Genomic DNA, 18,838 nt, shown 5'->3' with positions numbered 1-18,838 from the left:
TGGACTCCATGGGACTCTTCCAGCAGCGACCCGAAGAAGAAGAGCAGCAGTGGGCTCTGCCGTCCGAGCCGCTCGAACGCTCCGACGCCGACCTCCTCGACACGGCCCCCGCGGTGGACCCCCTCACGCTCGGCCTCGGCGCCCCGGCCTCCGTGAGCTCGATCGTGTTCCCGGTCGCACCGCCCGCGCCCGAGGCCGCGACGATCGAGAACAGCGACCCCGAGGACTGACCGCGCTGCCTTCTCGCGCGGCCGCGTCGGCCCCCACCGATACGGTGGAAGGATGACCATCACCGCCGCCGCAGACGGCTCCGCCCTGGGCAACCCCGGCCCGAACGGCTGGGCCTGGTACATCGACGACGCCAACTGGGCGGCCGGTGGTTCCCCGCACGGCACCAACAACCAGGGCGAGCTGCGGGCCGTGCTCGAGCTCCTCCGCGCGACCGCCGGCACCGACGAGAAGCTGCTGATCGAGTGCGACAGCCGCTACGTGATCGACTCCGTGACGAAGTGGATGCCGGGGTGGAAGCGCCGCGGATGGCGCAAGTCCGACGGCGGCCCCGTGCTCAACCGCGACCTGCTGGAGGGCATCGACGAGGCGATCCGCGGACGGGACGTGGAGTTCTCGTGGGTCAAGGGCCACGCGGGGCACCCCTTGAACGAGGCAGCGGACGAGCGCGCGAACGCGGCGGCGAAGGCGTACCAGCAGGGGCAGGAACCGCGCCGGGGCCCGGGCTTCACCCTCGCGACCGACGCCGGTGCCGCGGTCGCCGCCTCCGCCCCCGTCGCCGCGCATGCCGCGACCACCAGCTCTCCCGAGAGGACAGCCCCGGCCGCGAAGACCACCTCCGTCGCGACGGCGACCTCCGCTCCGGCCGCGGGTTCCGACCGCATCACCGGGGCGCCCACCGCCTCCGGCCCCGCCGCCACCCCCGTCTCCGAGTCGTACGCGGAACCGCTGTGGGCGGAGCCGTCCGACCTGCTCGACGGCCTCGACCGCCCCGACGACGACCCGATCGAACTGCGGATCCCGCTGTCGTCCGATGAGCACGCGCGCCTCCGCGACCGCGCCGAGGCCCAGGGCGTCTCGCTCGAAGAGGCCCTGCGTCGGCTGATCTGAGCGCACGGCGCAGCCCCCCGCGGCGCGGCGAGCGCTCGGGTGGACTCCGTAGACTCGGCGGATGATGGTGGGGACGGTGACGCGGCGGTGAGGACCCGTACGGTCTTCGGCCTGCTCCGTCTGAGCGCAGCCGCCATCTGCCTCGTCGCCCTCATCCACCGCATGGCCTGGGGCCTGGCGTCGCACACCATCGCGAGCCAGAACTTCTTCGCCTACCTGACGAACCAGTCCAACCTCGCGTTCGTGGTGCTGCTCTCGATCGCGGGGGTGCTCGCCCTGCGGCGTGCGCGAGACCCGCGGTGGCTCACGGTGGCGCTGGCGCTCGTGCTGACGTGGACGATCACGGCCGGCCTGGTGTTCGCGATCCTGGTGTGGCAGGCGGGCGTGCGCGGCATCCGCATCGACGTGCCGTGGTCGGATCAGGTGCTGCACTTCTACCTGCCGGCGGTCACGGTCGCGGCCTGGGCGCTGGCTCCGGGGCATCGGGCCGTGCCGTGGCGTGTGGTTCCGATCACCCTCGTGTATCCGGTGCTGTGGGGTGTCGCGACGCTCATCCGTGGCCCGCTGATCGGCTGGTATCCGTACTACTTCCTCGACCCGCGGCAGGTGAGCGGTCCGCCCGAGTTCGTGATCTCGTGCGCGGTGGCCCTGGCATCGTTCAGCATCGTCGCGACCGCCCTGGTGCTGATCAGCCGGATGCCGTTGCCGCGGCGGTTGCGCACCGACGCGGATCCCGGGCCCGACGATCCCCCGGACGACGACCGCGGCAGCCCGGCCGGTGCGGTCGATGCGCGCGAGCGGGTCGGCGCGTCGGCTCAGACGTAGACGGTCAGCGACGCCAGCGCCGCGTCGAACGCGTCGTCGTCGCTGAGCTCCGCGAACTCCGCGGCGGCCGCACCCCCGACGATGCCCACCAGCACGTTCTCGCCCGTGACGGGGCGCAGATTGATCCAGGTGGGGATGACCGCGTCGGTGCCGACCGCGTGCCACACGGCCTCGTCGTTCTCCCAGAAGGCCTCGTCCCACCGCAGCCACACGGTCTCGATGGACCCCATGCCGAGCGCCGAGATCGCGCCACGGTTGGCGAAGGGCAACGGCGGGTCGAACTCGATGCTGCGGTCCTGCAGCACCCCGAGCGGCACCGTCACCACCACCCGGTCGAACGACAGCGCCTCCCCGGTGCCGAGGCGCACGCTCACCCCGGTGTCGTCGTAGGCCAGGCGGGCAACCGGGGAGTTCAGGCCGACCTGCACTCCGTCGAGCGCGTGCTCCACGAACGGCACGAGGCTGTCGCGGGTGGCGGCCGGGTCGCCCGTGGGCAGCGGCGGCGCGAACCAGCTGGAGAGCTCGTCGGCTGCGGCACCCGTGCGCGCGGCGAGGATGTCGAGCAGGGCGGCGGTCGAGGGATCCGCGGGGTCGATGCCCGCGGCGGTCAGCGCGTCAGTGACCGAGACGTCTTCCGGGGCGGCCTGGGCGGCGGCGATGGCCGTGGTGACGGGCACGGGGTCGACCGGTTCGATGTCGCCGTCGGGGGTGCGCCACAGCGAGCCGGTGAGGTCGACGGTTCCCACGTCGCCGGCGCGCAGCCGGTCGAGCACCTCGGCGTCGTCCTCGCCGAACAGCCAGGCGCCGAGCTGCACCGGCACCGGCCAGGAGTCGTCGCTGCGGGTGAAGACGCGCCCGCCGACGCGGTCGCGCGCCTCGAACACGGTCACCTGCAGGCCCCGGTCGGCGAGGAGGGCGGCGGCGGTGGCTCCCGCGAGGCCCGCGCCGATCACGGCGACGCGCTCCCCCGATCCCGCGGCATCCATCAGCTCGTCGACCACGCGCTCACCCGAGGCGATGGCTCCGCGCACAGTGCCGGGGGCGTCTTCGTCGGTGGCCTCGCCCGCGAAGAAGAGGCGGTCGTCGACCGGGCGGCCGAGGGCGGCGCGGGCGTCGGCGAGCACTCCGACGGGGGTGAAGCTGGCAGCTCCCAGGGCGAACGGGTCGGTGGTCCAGGTGCTGCGGATGCTGCCGGCAGGGGCCGGGACGCCGGGCGGCGGCTCGGGCTCACGCGTGCGGGTGGGCGTCGGCGTGGGCTTCGGCTCCGGCGTGCAGGAGGCGAGAAGCACCGAGACGGCACCGGCTCCGGCGCCGAGGAGCAGGGTGCGGCGCGTGATCCTCATCGTGCCGCCACTTTATCCCGCTCCACCCCGGTCCGCGGCCGCGCCTCCGCGGCGGGCGGTCCACAACTCCCCGGAAACGGCGAGCAGGGACGCGGAATCGGCCGGATCCGCGACGGACCCGGCCGATTCCGAGGAGGTGTGGACGACGCGGCGGTCAGACCGCCAGCAGTTCGCGTTCCAGGCGGGCGAACGACGCCTCCATGCCGTCGGCCATGCCGGTGGCGAGGATCATGTCGCGTGTCTCCTTGTCGGGGTACTCGATGAGCACCGTGACGAGCGTGGCGCCGTCCTCCTCGTAGAGGCTCAGGTCGTTGACGGTCTCGGTGGGCATGCCCTGCATGCGCTCGGTGGTGACGGCGCGGCGCGGGGCGTCGATCAGCAGCGCCTCACCCTCGAACCCGAACGGCTCGCCCTCGGTGTCGCCGACCGGCGCCCAGGAGTTGCGGTACGACTGACCGACCTCGGTCGCCGCGACGCACTCGGTCATCTCCCACCCGTCCGGGCCGAGCATCCACTGGCGGATGAGCTCGGGCTCGAAGTGCGCGCGCCACACCAGCTCGCGCGGACCCTCGACGAGCCGGGTGATGCGCACGTGGGTGTCGTCGAGCAGCTCCACCCGGGTGCCCTTGCCCTGCGCGTAGTCGCGGAGGTCCTGCAGCACGGCGTCGAGCTGGCCCATCGCCATCGTGATGCCCTCGACCTGACCCATCTCGACGACCTGTTCGAGCGCGTCGACCGAGTCGAAGTGGCTCGTGGTGACCATGCGGGTGCCCTCGGGCGTGGAATCGAACGTGAAGCTCATGCGCTGCGCGGGGAAGCCGTCGAGGGGCTTTCCGTGCTCGTCGGCGAAGGAGTCGAGCACCTCGAAGCGGTGCGGCTCCTCGATGGCGAGGAACTCCCAGACGCCCGTCGACTTCTCGCCGCGAGGTCCGTTCATCGTGTAGACCGCGCGGCCGCCGACCGTGTGGTCCCACGCGGTGAAGGTGGCGGGCCAGCCGGGAGGACCCCAGAAGCGCTCGAGCTGGCGCGGATCGCTGTACGCGTTCCAGACCCGCTCGATGGGGGCGGCGAAGTCGGCCGTGACGGTCATCGTGAGGTCGTCGGCATCGGTGGTGACGTCGGTGACGGGCATGTCAGTCTCCTGGGTTCTCTCGTGCGTTGTCGGTGGTGTCGCTGTCGGGGCGACCGGCGGGCGTCTCGGCCAGCAGGTCGTCGAGCCGGGCGATGCGCGACCGCCACAGCTCTTCGTATCGGGCGAGGAGCGCCCTGGCGCGGGCGATCATCTCGGGGTTCGCGCGGACGAGCCGCTCGCGTCCCTCGGCGCGCTTGACGATGAGGTTCGCGGCCTCGAGCACGGCCACGTGCTTCTGGACAGCCGCGAACGACATCTCGTATTCGGCGGCGAGGGTCGAGACGGACTGCTCCCGCTCGATCGTCCGGCGCAGGATGTCGCGCCGGGTCGACGTCGCCAGTGCGTGGAACACACGGTCGACCTCCGCTTCGCTCAGTTCTGTTCGTGCAACCATTTGGTTGTACGTTATGCCTGGCGTGCGGGCGTGTCAAGAGGTATGTGTGGCGACGTCGCCCCGGGTCGGCGTCGCCGAGGAGGCGACGCTAGGATCGAGCCATGGAAATCGACGAGGTCGACAGAGCGTAGGCGCCGGCCACCTGGCCACTTCCCGCTGCGCCCCCTTCCGTCCCGCGACGAGCCGGGCCATCGCCCGGTCGTCGACCACCGCATCCGCCGCTGACGCGCATTCCGTTCGCGAGCACGGATGGGCATCGAACGTCCGCGTCGCGCGCCGTTTCGGTCGCACGGGGCCGCATCCCGCTGAATCCTCAGCGCGCCCATTTCCGACCCCGCTGACCCGTCAGCAGCCCGCACCGGGCAGAACACGAGAGATCCTCATGTCGACCTCATCCGTCATCACCCTTCAGAACGTCTCCTTCGAGTGGCCGGACGGCACGCTCGCGCTCGACGACGTGACCGGCAGCTTCACGGCGGGCCGAACCGGCCTCATCGGCAGGAACGGCGCCGGAAAGTCCACCCTCCTCCGCCTCATCGCCGGCGACCTGACGCCGTCGCGCGGTCGCATCCACACCGCCGGCGACGTCGGCTATCTCCCGCAGATGCTGACACTGGGACACGACGCGACCATCGCCGAGCTCCTCGGGGTGCACGACATCCTCGCTGCGATCCGTGCCATCGAGGGCGGCGACGTCGACGTGCGCCATTTCGACACCATCGGCGACGACTGGGACATCGAGCCGCGCGCGAACGAGGCCCTGAGCCAGCTGGGATTCGCCGACACCGCGCTGGATCGACGCGTCGGAGAACTGTCCGGCGGCGAAGCGATGTTGATCGCCATCTCAGGACTGCGTGTGCGACGTACGGCGATCACCCTGCTCGACGAGCCGACGAACAACCTCGACCGTCGGACCCGCGGGCGGTTGGCCGAACTCGTCGACCAGTGGCCGGGAACGCTCATCGTGGTGAGCCACGATGTGGAACTGCTCGAGCACATGGACGCGACCGCGGAGCTGCACGCCGGGAACCTCTCGGTCTTCGGCGGCCCGTACAGCGAGTTCACCGCGCACCTGGAGCTGGAGCAGGCGGCCGCGAGCCAGGCCGCACGGACCGCGCAGCAGGCGTTGAAGGTGGAGAAGAAGCAGCGCATCGAAGCGGAGACGAAGCTCGCCAGGCGTGAGCGCACCGGCAAGAAGACGCAGGCCAGCGGCGGCATCCCGAAGATCATGGCCGGCAACAGGGCGAGCAAGGCGCAGGCCGCCGCCGGATCGATGCGGACGACCCTGGACGACAAGGTGCGCAGCGCTCAGGCCGCCGTCGACGCGGCCGACGCACGCGTTCGCGCCGAGGAGCACATCCATCTCACCCTGCCTGACCCCGATGTTCCGCGTGCGCGCCGCATCGCCGAGCTCACCGACGGCGAGACGACGATCGTCATCCAGGGACCAGAGCGCGTCGCGCTCGTCGGGCCGAACGGGGCCGGCAAGTCGACGCTGCTGGAACGCCTTCTCCGCGGTGAGCCCGTCTCGGCGGGACGCCCGTCCGGGTCCCTGCTGACGGACCGGGTCGGCTACCTCCCGCAGCGACTCGACGGACTCGACGATGCGCAGTCCGCGTTCACGATCATTCAGCGTGCCGCTCCCGCCTCCGCGCCGGATACCGTGCGCAACCAGCTCGCGCGCCTCCTCATCCGTGGCGCGGCCGCCGACAGACCCGTCGGAACCCTGTCGGGCGGTGAGCGTTTCCGTGTCAGCCTGGCCCAGCTGCTCCTGGTCGAACCGCCGGCTCAGCTGCTCATCCTCGACGAGCCGACGAACAATCTCGACATCACGAGCGTGGATCAGCTCATCGAAGCGCTCGGAAGCTACCGCGGCGCCCTCCTGGTCGTGAGTCACGACGCCGACTTCCTGAGACGTCTCGGCATCGAGCTGGTGATCGGGATCGACGAGCAGGGCCGACTCCGTCGAGCGTCCCTGTGAAGCTCAGGCGGACGCGCTCGCGGGGGCGTCGCGGTGACGAGCCCGGAACTGCGCGACCTTGACGCGGTTGCCACAGGTGCGCATCGAGCACCATTCCCGGCGACCGCCCCGCGAACGGTCGACGTACACCTGCGTGCAGCCCGGCCGCCCGCACTCGCGGAGCAGCGCGGCGTCGTCACCACCGAAGAGCTCGACGGCGTTGCGCGCCACCGTCGCGAGCCCGTTCGCGGCCGATCCCTCTCGCCGGGTGGAGGCGTCGTCGAGCATCAGCCGCACGGGGGCGGAGCCGGCCCAGCGGTTGAGCACGCCGACGGCCACACTCGGCAGTCCGTGCCCCTGCAGTCGTGCGAGAGCGCAGTCGTAGATGGCTTCGCGCAGCTCGATCGCGCGCTCCAACTCCGTCCGGCTGGCCGCGGGCGCCTCGCCGATGACGCCCGCTTCGACGAACCAGGCGTCGAGCGCGGGCCCGTCGGCGAGCATCTCGCGCGGCTCCGGATCGCGGCGCGCGCGAAGCGTGCCCACGAAATCGAGAGCGAGAGTCCCACAGGGGAAGGCGTGCATCACGTAACCACTCTAACGGGTATCGAGCGGATCGGGGTAACCAGCTTGACAGGTTACTCGGGCACTGTCAGAGTGTAACCATTCCAAACGGTTACTCTCCGAAAGGCCCCCGATGTCCGTCACCCGTTTCCAGGTGTCCTCGCCGCTCTCCCCCACGGCCGCCATGGCCGTCCTCACCGACTTCAGCCCCGCTCGCACCGATGCCTGGTCGGGCATCGAGCCCGAGCACTTCCACGTGCACGACCGCGGAGCGAACTGGGCCGAGGTCACCGAAGGCAACGACGCCGCCTGGGAGCGCGGACGCTACGAGTGGGACACCGCCGCGGGCTCCGCGACGATGGTCACCCACGACTCCAAGCTGTTCGGCGCCGGCGGCGGCTGGGACTTCCGCTTCACCCCCGCGAGCGGCGGCACGCTCATCGACGTCACGCTGACCAGAACCCCTGCCGCCTTCGGCCCCCGGGTGCTCGCCGCGCTCCTGCCCCTCCTCGGCACCCCCGGCCTCAAGAAGTCGTTCACCTCCGCCTTCAGCGCCCGCTGACCGCCCCCACCCGCAAGAACAGGAACAAGCACCATGGAACTCGCCCTCGAAATCGTCGTCCTCCCCGTCTCCGACGTCGACCGCGCCAAGGATTTCTACACCAGAATCGGTTTCCGCGAGGACGCCGACTTCGCCACCGATCGCGGACTGCGCGTCGTGCAGTTCACCCCACCGGGATCGAGCGCCTCGATCATCTTCGGCGAACAGCTGACGTCGGCTCGTCCCGGCAGCGCACACGGGCTGCATCTGGTCACCCCCGACCTCGCGGGTGCCCGGCAGGAACTCGCCGACCGCGGGATCGACATCACCCCGATCTGGCACGACGCCGACGGCGTCTTCCACTGGGCCGACGGCCAGAACCGCGTCGACGGGCCGAACGAGGAGCACGACAGCTACGCGTCGTACGCCTCGTTCGACGACCCCGACGGCAACGAGTGGATCATCCAGCAGGTGATCGACCGACTCCCCGGGCGCTGATCATGGCCGAGTCGATCGACACCGAACGCGCAGCGGGCGTTCTCGAGGAACTGCTCCGCACGACCGCTGCGGCCCACGGCATCTACGAGCGCGAGCAGCTCGGCGGCGTCTACGACGAGCAGTGGCCCACCTGGTACGCGTCGTTCCTCGCGCAGGCGCTCGCGGAACACGGATACGCCCTGACGAGGTAACCAGGAGGACTGGAGCCTGTCTCGCCGGAGGTGTCGAAATGCGCGGGTGCCGTTCGTGGTGTCAGTATCCGGAGTCCTCGGGCTCCCCTCACCCCGGAAGGCGGCACCCGTGCATACTGATCCGATGATGGCGCTGCTGCTCCACGACACGGCAACGCACCAGGGGTCCGTCGCGTGGCAAAGGCGAGCGGCCCTCGCCGATCGCCGGATCGCCGTCCCGCCCGCGCCTCGCGGGAGCGGTGCACGACTCGCTCCGATCCGGCGCGTCTTCGCGGCCCTGTCGACGCGGAGGGCGTCATGACACCGACCCCCTCCCGCGCGGGGGATGCCATCACGCGGACGCATCGGGAGGAATGGACCCGGATCGTCGCCGGACTGGCGCGCCGCTTCGGCGACCTCGATCTGGCCGAGGAGATGGCCGCGGAGGCGTTCGCGGCAGCCGTGGAGCACTGGCCGGCGCACGGCATCCCGCCGAACCCGGCCGGCTGGGTGACGACCACGGCGAACCGCCGTGCGATCGATCGGCTCCGTCGCGAGGCTCGTCGCGACGAGAAGCACCGGGAGGCGATGATGCTGCACGACACAGACCCGCCGGCGTCCGCGGGCGTGGTGGAAGACGATCGACTGCGCCTGCTGTTCATCTGCTGCCACCCGACGCTGCCGCTGGAGGCCCGCGTCGCCCTGACACTGCGCATGGTGGGCGGCCTCAGCGTCGCGGAGATCGCCCACGCGTTCCTCGTGCAGGACACCACGATGGGCCAGCGCATCTCCCGGGCGAAGGCGAAGATCAAGGCCGCCCGGATCCCGTTCACGATCCCGCGCGCGGAGGACCTCCCCGCCCGCACCGACGCCGTCCTGACCGTGCTGTATCTCGTGTTCAACGAGGGGTATCTCGCGTCAGGCCCGGACTCGCCCCCGCTCCGGCGGGACCTGACCGCCGAGGCGATCCGCCTCACGAGACTCGCCCACGACCTCCTCCCCGACGACCCGGAGGTGACCGGGCTTCTCGCCCTCATGCTCCTCACCGAGGCGCGAGCCGCCGCACGCGTGTCCCCCGACGGCGAGCTCGTGCGGCTGGACGAACAGGACAGGACAGCGTGGGACCGGTCCGCCATTGCGGAGGGCCTGCAGCTCCTGCACTTCCGCGCCGACGAGCGGGAGGCCGGGCGTCCGGGACGGTATCTGCTGCTGGCCGCGATCAACGCGGTGCACGTCACCGCCGCCGACGCGCGGGACACCGACTGGGATCGGATCGTGTCGCTGTACACGCGGCTCGAGCAGATCGATCCGAGCCCCGTCATCACCCTCAACAAGGCGATCGCGGTCTCCGAGTTCGACTCCCCGCAGGTCGCCCTCGCGATGATCGAGCCGCTCGCCGAGAACCTCGACGGCCACCACGCCTTCCACGTCGCGCGTGCCGAGCTGCTGCGTGCGCTCGACCGACCGGCCGAGGCCCGCTCCGCCTACGACCGCGCGATCGCCCTCGGCGGCAACACCGCCGAGACCGCGCACCTCATCCGCCGCCGCACTCACCTCACAAGAAACGGAGACACCCCATGAGCAGCACCTACCTCGTCATCCACATGTCCGATTCCACCGGGACCCCGCTGGCCCGCGCGGAGGATCAGGAGATCCTCGAACGCTGGGCGACCGAGGGCGACGCGGCGGGGCGCCTCGGAGACGGTGGCCCGGTCGCCGGACCCGAACAGGCCAAGTCCGTCGCGGTCCGCGACGGGAAGACGATCATCACCGACGGCCCGTTCCCGGAGTTCAAGGAGTGGTTCGCGGGTTACGACCTCGTCACCGCCGACTCGATCGACGAGGCCGCCGCCTTCATGGCGAAGCATCCCGTCGCGATCGCGGGCCGGATCTACATCCTGCCGCTGGTGAAGCTCCCCTGGGACGAGTCCTGACGTGCCCCGGTTCGCGGTCCTGATCTACGCCGGCGACTCCCGACACGCCCACACGGCGACCCCGGAGGAGCTGCAGGAGTGCGACGAGCACTTCGACTCCCTGGTCGCGTCCGGCCGCATGCGGGCCGCGTACGCGCTGACCCCTCGGTCGATGGCGCGCACGCTGCGGGCGGACGGCCCGACCGACGGGCCCTACGGGTCGGGGGACGTCATCGCCGGGTTCTACATCCTGGATGCCGCCGACATCGATGAGGCCATCCATCTCGCTCGGAAGGACCCGTCGTTGCTGTCCGGCGGGGGCGTCGAGGTGCGTCCGGTGCACAGCGGCGGTCCCGTCACGCCCCCGGCGTGATCTCCGTTCACGGGGGTCCCCCTCCCTTCCCGAGCGACGCCTGGGCGACCGGGGCGACGAGCGGGGCGATCACTCAGCCGCCGCGGGCCGCGCCGCGTGGCGCGCGGCGATCGTGCGCGCGGCCTCCTCGACGACCCGTCGCTGCTCGGCGCCCGTGATCGACCAGGTGCCGTGCACGAGGCGCGGCCAGAAGACCTCGGAGGCGATCATCCCGAGGAACTGCGCCGAGGTGCGGTCCGGTTCGGGGATGTCCGCTGTGCCCGCCGCGTGCGATGCCCGAAGGAAGCGCCCCAGCGCCTCCAGCACGGGGAGCGTGCCGAAGTCGAAGGTCCGCTCCCGCACCTCGGGGAACTTCGGCGACTCGGCGATGACGGTCCGCATCAGGTCGACCATCTGCGCACGGGTCACCAGTTCCGCGTAGGCGTGCCCGAGCGCCACGAGCCCCTCCTCGAAGTCGTCCGTCGACACCTCCACGGGGTCTGGGTCGCGCGCTCCTCCGGCCGCGAGCACCGCCGCCTCGAACAGCGCCGCCTTGGTCGGGAACTGCTTGAACAGCGTGGCGGTGGAGACCCCTGCTCGCTCGGCGACGCGAGCCAGCGACGTGCGGTCATATCCGGATTCGAGGAACAGCGGTGTCGCGGCGGCGAGGATCGCCTCCCGGTTCGTCGCCGCCAGCGCTCGGTGATAGGAGGAGTCGCCGCGAGTCATGCCTCCAGTATCCCATAGTGGTGAGCGCATTGACTTCCCTCTCCAATCCACATACGGTTTGAGGCAAGTCACTCAACTCATCTCTTCGAAGGAGCACTCATGGCCACGGTGATCGTCCATGCCACCGTCACACTCGACGGATTCCTCGCCGATGCGGACGGCGGTGTCGACTGGATGTTCGGTCGACCATCCGCCCCCGAAGACGACACCGTCGTCGAGCGCGTCACGAGCCGCATCGGAGCCATCGTCGGCGGCGCGAACAGGACGCAGACGATCGACGACGGAGAGATCCCCTACGGCGGCATGCTCCGAGTGCCGGTCTTCCTCATGACGCACCACCCCCACGAGCCGATCGAGCGCGACGGCATCACCTACACGTTCGTCGTGGACGACATCGCCGAGGCCGTCGAGCGCGCCTCGCAGGCCGCCGGCGACGGGTGGGTGAGCCTGCTCGGCGGAAGCATCTCGCGCCAGTGCCTTCGCCTCGGGCTGGTCGACGAGCTCCATCTCGACGTGGCACCGGTACTGCTCGGCGACGGCATCTCCCTGTTCGCGGGCCTCGGGCAGCGCATCGAGCTGGAGAGGCTGGAGACGTCGGCGTTCGCGAGCGAGGCTCATCTGCGCTACCGCATCCTCCGCTGACTTCCATTCACGTGAATCCACCTCCGATATTCCGGCGTAGGCTGGAGGGAAGGACGGACCGTCCGAGAAGATCTCCCGGCACCGCGCCCGCCCGGAAGAGGAGTCTCTCGTGGCTCAGTACGACGTCTCGAACCGCTCGGCGATCGTGACGGGAGCAGGCAGCGGCATCGGCCGCTCGGTCGCGCTGCTGCTGGCGCAGAACGGCGCGTCGGTGGTCGTGAACGACCTGAACGCGGAGCACGCGCAGGCCGTGGTCGACGAGATCCGCGCCGCGGGCGGCACCGCCGAGGCCTCGGTCGGCGACGCGACCGACGCCGCCTGGATCGCCTCGTCGGTCGAGCTCGCGAACTCCCTCGCGCCTCTGCGCATCGGCGTCAACAACGCCGGCATCGGCGGCGCCACCGCCCCGACGGCCGACTACGAGGAGGAGGCCTGGGACAAGGTCATCGCGATCAACCTCAACGCCGTGTTCCGCAACATGAAGGCGCAGATCCCGTCGATCCTCGCGAACGGCGGCGGCTCGGTCGTGAACATCGCCTCGATCCTCGGCAGCGTCGGCTTCGCGGGATCGCCCGCCTACGTCACGGCCAAGCACGGCGTGGTCGGCATGACCAAGACGGCCGCACTGGAGTACTCGGCGCAGGGCGTGCGCGTGAACTCGGTGGGCCCCGGCTTCATCGACACCCCGCTGCTGGCGAACATGGGCGACGAAGCGAAGGAGTTCCTCGTGTCGAAGCACCCGATCGGCCGGCTCGGGCAGGCCGACGAGGTCGCGAACCTCGTGGTGTTCCTCGCGAGCGACGCCGCGAGCTTCATCACCGGCAGCTACCACCTGGTCGACGGCGGCTACACCGCCCTGTGACAGACGGAGCGGCATCCGGCGGCCGGGAACCCGAATCCCAGGCGGCCGGATGCCGCTCGATGGCGAGGCGGAGCCCCCGCTCCGTTCTCGCCGAGGCCATCACCGCGCGTGGTCCGAGAGCCCTTCGAGAGGACCACGACGGCCGGTGAGGCTGGCTTGCATCCTCCGTTTTCAGGCGGTCATCGCGTGCAGCTCACGCGATGCCAGCTCGAGCGACAGCTCGGAGTCGGTGAGGTCGAGGCCTCCGGTGGAGCTCGCGGCCTGCATCAGGCGCGCCAGGAGCGGCCGGTGCAGCTCGACCGTGGAGTCGAGGGCGAAGCGCACCGGGATGGACGCGTGCATCCACAGCGTCTCCGACTGTCCGTCTCCCGTGGGCACGGTGAGAGCGAACGGCTCGTTGCGGCGGAGCTTGGTGACGGTTGCGGCTCGGAGATGCGCGAGCACCTCGTCGTCGATCTCGATCGGAGCGGTGGCATTCGCGTACGTCAGGGTTCCCATGATCTCTCCTCGTGCAGAAAGCTGGACGAGGATAGTTTACTAGTTTAACTAGTTAAATCAAGTCGGGTCAGGGGAGGTCGCCGAGCTCGTCGGTCAGGCGCCGCAGGAACCGCGAGATCGCAGCCGCCTCCTGCTCGGTGAACTCGTCGGCGAGCGCCGCCACCCGCACCGACAGCTCGTCGCCCTGCGAATGGAGGTCGCGCAGGGAGGGACGCAGCACCTTGGACCGGGCATCCAGCGGATGCGGCGCGACCACGATCTGCCCGCGCTCCGACAGGCGGCGGATCACGCTCGTCACCGCCGCGGTGCTGATGCCGAGGAAGCCGGCGAGGTCGCGGGGGGTGAGGGGACGCTCGGCCGGCGCGGTGCCGATGAAGTGCATCGCGGCCCGGTCGGTGTCGTTGGGCTCGCGGCGGGCGGCGAGGCGGCGGTTGAGCTGGGCGTCGGCGCGACGGAAGTCGTCTACATCGCGCGCGAGCGACGACGTCGCCACATCCGTGCTGGTCTTCCCCATGCCGAGTACTCCTTCCCCGCAGCCCATGGTACCTCGACAGTCTGACAACGAGGCAGACTAGCGATTATTCCGCGCGATCGGGCACTTCCGGGATGCGATGATGGAGACATCGCCCCCGAAAGGATGCCATGCCCGAGCGATTCAGTCTCGAGGAGGCGTCGTACATCAGCTACGCCGATCTGCTCGAACGCCTGGAGGAGCGCTTCCCCTCCGTCACGCGACGCCGGATCGAGCAGATCATCGGCGCCGAGACCGACGCCATCACGGGTGGCCTCCTGCGCATCGTCCCGGCCGAGGTCGAGACGGGCGCGATGGAGATGCTCGAGCGGGAGGCCGGGTCGAGCGACGAGGGGGAGGTCGCGTGACCGACAGCAGAGGCGAGTTCCACGCCTCCGGATACTGGTACCCCGAGAGCGACACCGCCTCCACCGTCGACGTGCTGAACATGCTGCGCCGCTACCGCAGCGCCGAGACCGCCATGCGCGCCCGCACCCGCGCCTCGATGGGCATGAACGAGACCGACCTCGTGGCCCTGCGTTTCCTGCTCCGCGAACAGCGGGCCGGGCGCATCGTGCGACCGATCGACATCGCCCGGATGCTCGACATCTCCACGGCATCGACCACCACGCTGATCGACCGCCTGGAGCGCGGAGGTCACGCGCGCCGCGAGCCGCATCCGACCGACCGTCGCGCGGGCATCGTCGTCCCCACCGTCAGCAGCGATGAAGAGGTGCGCGCGACGCTCGGCGCCATGCACCGCCGGATGCTGAGCCTCGTCGATGAGCTGTCCGACGCCGAACGCGGTACCGTGATGCGCTTCCTGGTCGGCATGACGGCCGCGATCGAAGAGGCTGCGGAGGCCGACGGGGAGCATGGCGACGCCGAGGCCGCGAAGGAGATGGCCTAGAGCCCTTCCGCGATCTGCTTGATCGCGGCGAGGCGACGGTCCCACTCGCGGCCGATCGCGTCCAGCGCGGTGGCGGTGGCCGACAGCTCGGCGCCGATCACGCGGAACCGCACCTCGCGGCCCACGCGCACCGGTTCGACCAGCCCGACCTCCTGCAGCACGCCGAGGTGCTTCGCGATGGCCTGCCGCGAGACGGGCAGCCGCCCGGCGAGGGCGGACGCGGAGGCGTCGCCCTCACCGAGCGCGGTCAGGATGCTCCACCGCGTCTCGTCGGCGAGGGCCGAGAGCACGGGCAGAAGGGTCGGCGCCGTCACGTGCGGTCCTCGACCAGTGCGACGAGCTTGTCGAGCTCGAGCTCCCAGCCGGTGCGGTGCGACTCCAGGTTCGCGCGCGGGTCGGACGTGCGGTCGAACCCGCTCTCCACGACCGTGAGCTGCGTGCCGCCGTCGACCTCGTCGAGCGTGAAGGTGAAGACGGTGGAGGTCGCCTCGTCGATCCGCTCGGGCAGGCTGCCGAGCGCGTCGTCGTTGTTCCACCGGTAGGTGATGCGGCGCGGGGCGTCGAACTCCTCCACGCGCAGCGGGATCACGTCGTAGTCGGGGAACGTCATCGTCCCGGTCGCGCCCACCCCGGAGCCCGCGAGCTCTGTGCGACCGAACCAGCGCGACACGTGCTCCGGCTCGGCCACCGCCTGCCAGACCTTGCCGATGGGGGCGTCGATGCGGATGGTCCGACGGACGGAGAAGGCTTCCTCGTCGACCACCGCTGCGTCACTGCGAGTCATGTCCACCATGATGGTTCCTTTCTCGGGTCGGCGTCGGAATGACGACGACTGCAACTCTAGCGTTGCACAGCGCTCTCTCTCTTGCAACCCTTGTATTGCAGATCAGTCGCGCGGTCGCCGCCCGTCGAGGAAGCCCGACAGCAGCACCGCGACCAGGGCCGCCGCCGGGGCGACGATCAGACCGGCCGCCAGGCTCTGCGTCTCCGCGAGATATCCCACGAACGGCGGCGACAGCAGGAAGCCCAGGCGCAGCAGCCATGACACGAGCGTCAGCCCCACCCCCGGACGCAGTCCCGGCAGCTCGTCGGCCGCGTGCATGGCGGCCGGGATGAGCGTGGCGATCCCGAACCCCACGGCGGCGAACCCCAGGATCGTGCCGGGAACGCTCGGGAAGGCGAGCGCGAGCGTCATCCCGACCGCCGCGATCAGGCCACCGACCGCCGCCACCGCGCGCTGCCCGAACCGATCGGTCAGGGGGTCGCCCAGCAGCCGCCCGATGAACTGCGCACCGACGAGGGCGATGAAGCCGAGCGGGGCGATCGCGGCGGCAGCCCCCAGCGAGTCGCCCAGGTACAGCGTGGCCCACGAGTTGCCCGCATCCTCCGCGACCGCACCCGCCATCGCGATGAGGGTCAGCGCCACGATCGCGACGATCGTCCGCGGCGGCACACCTCGGCGCACCTGCCCCGCCAGCTCGCCCGGCTCGGCCGCGGCCTCCTCCGCGTCGTCGTCGCGACCAGGGAGGCAGAAGCCCAGCGCCACGAGCGCGACCGCGGCGAACAGCGCCGTCGAGATCCCCAGGCGCACGGCGAGCGGCAGGTGCAGCGCGATCGCCCCGGCGGCCATGACCCCGCCCAGCACGGCACCGATCGACCAGATCGCGTGGAAGCCGTTGATGATCGAGCGGCCGTAGCGCTTCTGCACGCGGAGGCCGTGCGCGTTCTGGGCGACATCGGTGATCGCGTCGGAGGCTCCGCCCAGCAGCAGCGCCAGGGCGAACAGCACTCCCGACGGCGCGAGGGCGGCCGACAGCAGCCCGAGGCTCGTGAGCACCGTGCCGATCACGGCGACGCGGGCCGAGCCGAACCGCCGGATCAGGACGGCCGCGAGCAGCCCTGCCGCGATGGCTCCCGCGGGGAAGGCCGCGATCGCGACGCCGTAGCCGAGGTTGTCCAGGCCGAGGGCCGACTTGATCTCCGGGTAGCGCGGGAGGATGTTTGCGAACAGGGCGCCGTTGGTGAGGAACAGCGCCGAGACGGCGATCCTGGCGCGGCGCGTCTGCCGGTCGGGCCGCGTGCGTCGAATCGATTCGATAAAAGTCACGAGTACGACTCGTACCCCGTCGGACGCCCCCTCGGCGACTGCCCCCGATCGAGGCCGCGAGCGAGGCCGCGAGCCGGACGGCTATCCGCGCACCGCGACCGCCGCAAGCCCGTTCCGATCGTCCGCTCCCCCGCCTACGCTCGGACCATGAGCGAGCTCACCCAGCCCACCGGGCGCGAAGAGATGCTGCGCGCCGTCCCCCGCGCCGACGGTTCCGCTCCCCGCGCCCTCGTCCTCGGCGCCACCGGCTACATCGGCGGCCGCCTCACCCCCCGCCTGCTCAACGCCGGCTACCGCGTGCGGGTGCTCGCCCGAGACGCCGCGCGCGCCGCGTCGTTCACCTGGGGGGACGACTGCGAGATCGTCGAGGGATCCGCCGACGACGCCGACGCCGTCGCCCGCGCGATGGACGACGTGGACGTCGTGTATTACCTGATCCACTCGATGTCCGCGGGCAAGGGCTTCGAGGAGAGCGACGAGCGGGCCGCGCACACGGTCGCCCGCGCCGCCGCCGCGGCGGGAGTGCGGCGCATCGTCTACCTCGGCGGACTGCACCCCGACGACGTGACGCTCTCCCCCCACCTGCGCTCCCGGGTGCGCGTCGGCGAGATCCTGCTCGACTCCGGCGTGCCGACCCTCGTGCTCCAGGCCGGGGTCGTGATCGGCTCCGGCTCCGCATCCTTCGAGATGATCCGCCACCTCACCGACGTGCTGCCCTACATGCCCGCGCCGAAATGGGTGCGCAACCGCATCCAGCCGATCTCCGTGCGCGACGTGCTGCACTACCTGCTCGGTGCCGCCCGCCTCGACCCCGACGTGAACCGCGCGGTCGACATCGGCGGCCCCGACGTGCTGCGCTACGGACAGATGATGAACGGCTACGCGGTCGAGGCGGGGCTCCGTCAGCGCGCGATCGCCGCGCTGCCCGTGCTCACGCCCGAGCTTGCCTCGCACTGGGTGAACCTCGTGACGCCGGTGCCACGATCGATCGCCCGACCGCTCGTGGCATCCCTGCAGAACGAGTGCATCATGAAGGACCACGCGATCGACGAGCTGATCCCTCGGCCGGACGGCGGCCTCACCCCGTACCGCCGCGCCGTCGCGCTCGCCCTCGGCCGCGTCGACGCCGACGCCATCGAGACCAGCTGGCAGGACGCGGAGGTGTCCGGCGCGCCCAGCGACCCGCTGCCGAGCGACCCCGACTGGGCCGGACGCACCGTGTTCACCGACGCCCGCTCGGTGCGCACGCACGCCTCCGTCGCGCAACTGTGGCGCGTGATCCTGGGCATCGGCGGCGAGAACGGCTGGTACTCCTCGCCGCTGCTGTGGGCCGTGCGTGGCTGGATGGACCGCGTGGTGGGCGGCGTCGGTCTGCGCCGCGGCCGCCGCAGCCGTACCGCCGCTCGGGTGGGCGATGCGATCGACTTCTGGCGCGTCGAGGCCGTGGAGCAGACCGACGCCGGGCACCTGCTGCGGCTGCGCGCCGAGATGAAGGTGCCGGGGGAGGCGTGGCTCGAGCTGCGGGCGGTGCCAGACGGCGCGGGCGCGCGGTATGAGCAGCGGGCGATCTTCTTCCCGCGCGGCCTCACCGGACGGCTGTACTGGCTGGCCGTGCTGCCGTTCCACGGCCTGATCTTCTCGGGCATGGCCGCCCGCATCACCGCCGCCGCAGAGACCCCGGCGGACGCGGAGACCCCGGCGAACGCGGAGACACAGGCGGACGCGGAGACACAGGCGGACGCGCCGCATCAGGCGTCCTGAGCCACGGCCG

The 18,838-nt window shown here is 71.1% G+C and carries 25 protein-coding genes; 15 read left to right on the top strand and 10 right to left on the bottom strand.

Annotated features, from left to right (window positions below):
- Positions 1 to 8: 8 nt before the first annotated feature.
- From ACWH95_RS06785 to ACWH95_RS06775, 3 genes are all read left to right on the top strand, one after another.
- Positions 9 to 230 carry a hypothetical protein gene (locus ACWH95_RS06785; RefSeq protein ID WP_136032966.1) on the top strand — a complete coding sequence of 74 codons (222 nt, stop codon included), beginning with the start codon at positions 9 to 11 and terminating at the stop codon, positions 228 to 230.
- Between the two features lie 52 nt (positions 231 to 282).
- Positions 283 to 1,119: a ribonuclease H family protein gene (locus ACWH95_RS06780; RefSeq protein ID WP_454120420.1), complete on the top strand. Its 837-nt coding sequence runs from the start codon at positions 283 to 285 to the stop codon at positions 1,117 to 1,119.
- 87 nt (positions 1,120 to 1,206) lie between these two features.
- Complete coding sequence (locus ACWH95_RS06775; protein WP_240744618.1) at positions 1,207 to 1,944, top strand: Pr6Pr family membrane protein; 738 nt, start codon at positions 1,207 to 1,209, stop codon at positions 1,942 to 1,944.
- Here the strand turns inward: ACWH95_RS06775 and ACWH95_RS06770 are convergent.
- The 3 genes from ACWH95_RS06770 to ACWH95_RS06760 all read right to left on the bottom strand — a co-directional run bounded on the left by ACWH95_RS06770 (position 1,935) and on the right by ACWH95_RS06760 (position 4,813).
- Complete coding sequence (locus tag ACWH95_RS06770) at positions 1,935 to 3,287, bottom strand: flavin monoamine oxidase family protein (protein ID WP_136036836.1); 1,353 nt, start codon at positions 3,285 to 3,287, stop codon at positions 1,935 to 1,937. The genes ACWH95_RS06775 and ACWH95_RS06770 overlap by 10 nt on opposite strands.
- Before the next feature lie 154 nt (positions 3,288 to 3,441).
- Positions 3,442 to 4,419 (bottom strand): SRPBCC family protein, encoded by a 978-nt coding sequence (locus ACWH95_RS06765; protein WP_454120419.1) that lies wholly within the window; start codon positions 4,417 to 4,419, stop codon positions 3,442 to 3,444.
- A gap of 1 nt (position 4,420) precedes the next feature.
- Positions 4,421 to 4,813, bottom strand: coding sequence for an ArsR/SmtB family transcription factor (locus ACWH95_RS06760; RefSeq protein ID WP_206251981.1), 393 nt, complete (start codon positions 4,811 to 4,813; stop codon positions 4,421 to 4,423).
- A 382-nt stretch (positions 4,814 to 5,195) separates the two neighbouring features.
- Here ACWH95_RS06760 and ACWH95_RS06755 point away from each other — a divergent pair, with 382 nt between their 5' ends.
- Entirely contained in the window at positions 5,196 to 6,794 is a 1,599-nt protein-coding gene (locus ACWH95_RS06755) for an ABC-F family ATP-binding cassette domain-containing protein (protein ID WP_454120418.1), read from the top strand.
- 3 nt (positions 6,795 to 6,797) lie between these two features.
- Here ACWH95_RS06755 and ACWH95_RS06750 read toward each other — a convergent pair whose 3' ends face one another.
- A complete protein-coding gene (locus tag ACWH95_RS06750) occupies positions 6,798 to 7,355 on the bottom strand; it encodes a CGNR zinc finger domain-containing protein (protein ID WP_136036862.1) in 558 nt (185 codons plus the stop codon).
- A gap of 112 nt (positions 7,356 to 7,467) precedes the next feature.
- Here ACWH95_RS06750 and ACWH95_RS06745 point away from each other — a divergent pair, with 112 nt between their 5' ends.
- The 6 genes from ACWH95_RS06745 to ACWH95_RS06720 all read left to right on the top strand — a co-directional run bounded on the left by ACWH95_RS06745 (position 7,468) and on the right by ACWH95_RS06720 (position 10,829).
- Positions 7,468 to 7,896: an SRPBCC family protein gene (locus tag ACWH95_RS06745; protein ID WP_247638173.1), complete on the top strand. Its 429-nt coding sequence runs from the start codon at positions 7,468 to 7,470 to the stop codon at positions 7,894 to 7,896.
- Positions 7,897 to 7,929: 33 nt separating this feature from the next.
- Entirely contained in the window at positions 7,930 to 8,373 is a 444-nt protein-coding gene (locus tag ACWH95_RS06740) for a VOC family protein (protein WP_454120417.1), read from the top strand.
- Between the two features lie 2 nt (positions 8,374 to 8,375).
- Positions 8,376 to 8,564 (top strand): hypothetical protein, encoded by a 189-nt coding sequence (locus ACWH95_RS06735; protein ID WP_454120416.1) that lies wholly within the window; start codon positions 8,376 to 8,378, stop codon positions 8,562 to 8,564.
- 297 nt (positions 8,565 to 8,861) lie between these two features.
- Positions 8,862 to 10,124, top strand: a complete 1,263-nt coding sequence (locus tag ACWH95_RS06730; RefSeq protein WP_454120415.1) for an RNA polymerase sigma factor — start codon at positions 8,862 to 8,864, stop codon at positions 10,122 to 10,124.
- Positions 10,121 to 10,477, top strand: coding sequence for a YciI family protein (locus tag ACWH95_RS06725; protein WP_136036844.1), 357 nt, complete (start codon positions 10,121 to 10,123; stop codon positions 10,475 to 10,477). The genes ACWH95_RS06730 and ACWH95_RS06725 overlap by 4 nt, the downstream gene beginning before the upstream one ends.
- A 1-nt stretch (position 10,478) precedes the next feature.
- Positions 10,479 to 10,829, top strand: coding sequence for a YciI family protein (locus ACWH95_RS06720; protein WP_447652631.1), 351 nt, complete (start codon positions 10,479 to 10,481; stop codon positions 10,827 to 10,829).
- Positions 10,830 to 10,898: 69 nt separating this feature from the next.
- On the opposite strand, the gene ACWH95_RS06715 is transcribed toward ACWH95_RS06720, so the two are convergent.
- A complete protein-coding gene (locus ACWH95_RS06715) occupies positions 10,899 to 11,537 on the bottom strand; it encodes a TetR/AcrR family transcriptional regulator (RefSeq protein ID WP_136036846.1) in 639 nt (212 codons plus the stop codon).
- 99 nt (positions 11,538 to 11,636) lie between these two features.
- Here ACWH95_RS06715 and ACWH95_RS06710 point away from each other — a divergent pair, with 99 nt between their 5' ends.
- Complete coding sequence (locus tag ACWH95_RS06710) at positions 11,637 to 12,179, top strand: dihydrofolate reductase family protein (RefSeq protein WP_452312195.1); 543 nt, start codon at positions 11,637 to 11,639, stop codon at positions 12,177 to 12,179.
- Positions 12,180 to 12,288: 109 nt separating this feature from the next.
- Positions 12,289 to 13,041 (top strand): SDR family NAD(P)-dependent oxidoreductase, encoded by a 753-nt coding sequence (locus tag ACWH95_RS06705; protein WP_447652629.1) that lies wholly within the window; start codon positions 12,289 to 12,291, stop codon positions 13,039 to 13,041.
- A gap of 171 nt (positions 13,042 to 13,212) precedes the next feature.
- Here ACWH95_RS06705 and ACWH95_RS06700 read toward each other — a convergent pair whose 3' ends face one another.
- Both ACWH95_RS06700 and ACWH95_RS06695 read right to left on the bottom strand, forming a co-directional pair.
- A complete protein-coding gene (locus ACWH95_RS06700; RefSeq protein ID WP_136032939.1) occupies positions 13,213 to 13,539 on the bottom strand; it encodes a DUF7882 family protein in 327 nt (108 codons plus the stop codon).
- Between the two features lie 67 nt (positions 13,540 to 13,606).
- A complete protein-coding gene (locus ACWH95_RS06695) occupies positions 13,607 to 14,053 on the bottom strand; it encodes a MarR family winged helix-turn-helix transcriptional regulator (RefSeq protein ID WP_136032937.1) in 447 nt (148 codons plus the stop codon).
- 128 nt (positions 14,054 to 14,181) lie between these two features.
- Here ACWH95_RS06695 and ACWH95_RS06690 point away from each other — a divergent pair, with 128 nt between their 5' ends.
- Positions 14,182 to 14,418 (top strand): hypothetical protein, encoded by a 237-nt coding sequence (locus ACWH95_RS06690; protein ID WP_136032935.1) that lies wholly within the window; start codon positions 14,182 to 14,184, stop codon positions 14,416 to 14,418.
- Positions 14,415 to 14,960 (top strand): MarR family winged helix-turn-helix transcriptional regulator, encoded by a 546-nt coding sequence (locus ACWH95_RS06685; RefSeq protein ID WP_206251996.1) that lies wholly within the window; start codon positions 14,415 to 14,417, stop codon positions 14,958 to 14,960. Before ACWH95_RS06690 ends, ACWH95_RS06685 begins: the two co-directional genes overlap by 4 nt.
- Here the strand turns inward: ACWH95_RS06685 and ACWH95_RS06680 are convergent.
- From ACWH95_RS06680 to ACWH95_RS06670, 3 genes are all read right to left on the bottom strand, one after another.
- Positions 14,957 to 15,274 (bottom strand): ArsR/SmtB family transcription factor, encoded by a 318-nt coding sequence (locus ACWH95_RS06680; RefSeq protein ID WP_168442859.1) that lies wholly within the window; start codon positions 15,272 to 15,274, stop codon positions 14,957 to 14,959. The genes ACWH95_RS06685 and ACWH95_RS06680 overlap by 4 nt on opposite strands.
- Positions 15,271 to 15,744 carry an SRPBCC domain-containing protein gene (locus ACWH95_RS06675; protein WP_240744617.1) on the bottom strand — a complete coding sequence of 158 codons (474 nt, stop codon included), beginning with the start codon at positions 15,742 to 15,744 and terminating at the stop codon, positions 15,271 to 15,273. Before ACWH95_RS06675 ends, ACWH95_RS06680 begins: the two co-directional genes overlap by 4 nt.
- A gap of 102 nt (positions 15,745 to 15,846) precedes the next feature.
- The gene (locus ACWH95_RS06670; protein WP_454120658.1) at positions 15,847 to 17,058 is read right to left on the bottom strand and encodes an MFS transporter; all 1,212 of its coding nucleotides are present in this window, start codon (positions 17,056 to 17,058) and stop codon (positions 15,847 to 15,849) included.
- 156 nt (positions 17,059 to 17,214) lie between these two features.
- On the opposite strand from ACWH95_RS06670, the gene ACWH95_RS06665 reads away from it, so the two are divergent.
- Positions 17,215 to 18,828, top strand: a complete 1,614-nt coding sequence (locus ACWH95_RS06665; RefSeq protein WP_454120414.1) for an SDR family oxidoreductase — start codon at positions 17,215 to 17,217, stop codon at positions 18,826 to 18,828.
- The last annotated feature ends 10 nt before the right edge of the window (positions 18,829 to 18,838 follow it).

Source organism: Microbacterium sp. NPDC055502, from assembly GCF_053643635.1.
The sequence above is the reverse complement of the archived record's forward strand: the minus strand, read 5'-3'. Positions and strand labels throughout refer to the sequence as shown.

What these genes read in the sequence shown, in the direction of transcription:
- ACWH95_RS06785 (WP_136032966.1), top strand. Translation starts at nt 9, where the DNA reads ATGGGACTCTTCCAGCAGCGACCCGAAGAAGAAGAGCAGCAGTGGGCT.
- ACWH95_RS06780 (WP_454120420.1), top strand. Translation starts at nt 283, where the DNA reads ATGACCATCACCGCCGCCGCAGACGGCTCCGCCCTGGGCAACCCCGGC.
- ACWH95_RS06770 (WP_136036836.1), bottom strand. Translation starts at nt 3,287, where the DNA reads ATGAGGATCACGCGCCGCACCCTGCTCCTCGGCGCCGGAGCCGGTGCC.
- ACWH95_RS06765 (WP_454120419.1), bottom strand. Translation starts at nt 4,419, where the DNA reads ATGCCCGTCACCGACGTCACCACCGATGCCGACGACCTCACGATGACC.
- ACWH95_RS06760 (WP_206251981.1), bottom strand. Translation starts at nt 4,813, where the DNA reads ATGGTTGCACGAACAGAACTGAGCGAAGCGGAGGTCGACCGTGTGTTC.
- ACWH95_RS06755 (WP_454120418.1), top strand. Translation starts at nt 5,196, where the DNA reads ATGTCGACCTCATCCGTCATCACCCTTCAGAACGTCTCCTTCGAGTGG.
- ACWH95_RS06750 (WP_136036862.1), bottom strand. Translation starts at nt 7,355, where the DNA reads ATGCACGCCTTCCCCTGTGGGACTCTCGCTCTCGATTTCGTGGGCACG.
- ACWH95_RS06745 (WP_247638173.1), top strand. Translation starts at nt 7,468, where the DNA reads ATGTCCGTCACCCGTTTCCAGGTGTCCTCGCCGCTCTCCCCCACGGCC.
- ACWH95_RS06740 (WP_454120417.1), top strand. Translation starts at nt 7,930, where the DNA reads ATGGAACTCGCCCTCGAAATCGTCGTCCTCCCCGTCTCCGACGTCGAC.
- ACWH95_RS06735 (WP_454120416.1), top strand. Translation starts at nt 8,376, where the DNA reads ATGGCCGAGTCGATCGACACCGAACGCGCAGCGGGCGTTCTCGAGGAA.
- ACWH95_RS06730 (WP_454120415.1), top strand. Translation starts at nt 8,862, where the DNA reads ATGACACCGACCCCCTCCCGCGCGGGGGATGCCATCACGCGGACGCAT.
- ACWH95_RS06725 (WP_136036844.1), top strand. Translation starts at nt 10,121, where the DNA reads ATGAGCAGCACCTACCTCGTCATCCACATGTCCGATTCCACCGGGACC.
- ACWH95_RS06715 (WP_136036846.1), bottom strand. Translation starts at nt 11,537, where the DNA reads ATGACTCGCGGCGACTCCTCCTATCACCGAGCGCTGGCGGCGACGAAC.
- ACWH95_RS06710 (WP_452312195.1), top strand. Translation starts at nt 11,637, where the DNA reads ATGGCCACGGTGATCGTCCATGCCACCGTCACACTCGACGGATTCCTC.
- ACWH95_RS06700 (WP_136032939.1), bottom strand. Translation starts at nt 13,539, where the DNA reads ATGGGAACCCTGACGTACGCGAATGCCACCGCTCCGATCGAGATCGAC.
- ACWH95_RS06695 (WP_136032937.1), bottom strand. Translation starts at nt 14,053, where the DNA reads ATGGGGAAGACCAGCACGGATGTGGCGACGTCGTCGCTCGCGCGCGAT.
- ACWH95_RS06690 (WP_136032935.1), top strand. Translation starts at nt 14,182, where the DNA reads ATGCCCGAGCGATTCAGTCTCGAGGAGGCGTCGTACATCAGCTACGCC.
- ACWH95_RS06675 (WP_240744617.1), bottom strand. Translation starts at nt 15,744, where the DNA reads ATGACTCGCAGTGACGCAGCGGTGGTCGACGAGGAAGCCTTCTCCGTC.
- ACWH95_RS06665 (WP_454120414.1), top strand. Translation starts at nt 17,215, where the DNA reads ATGAGCGAGCTCACCCAGCCCACCGGGCGCGAAGAGATGCTGCGCGCC.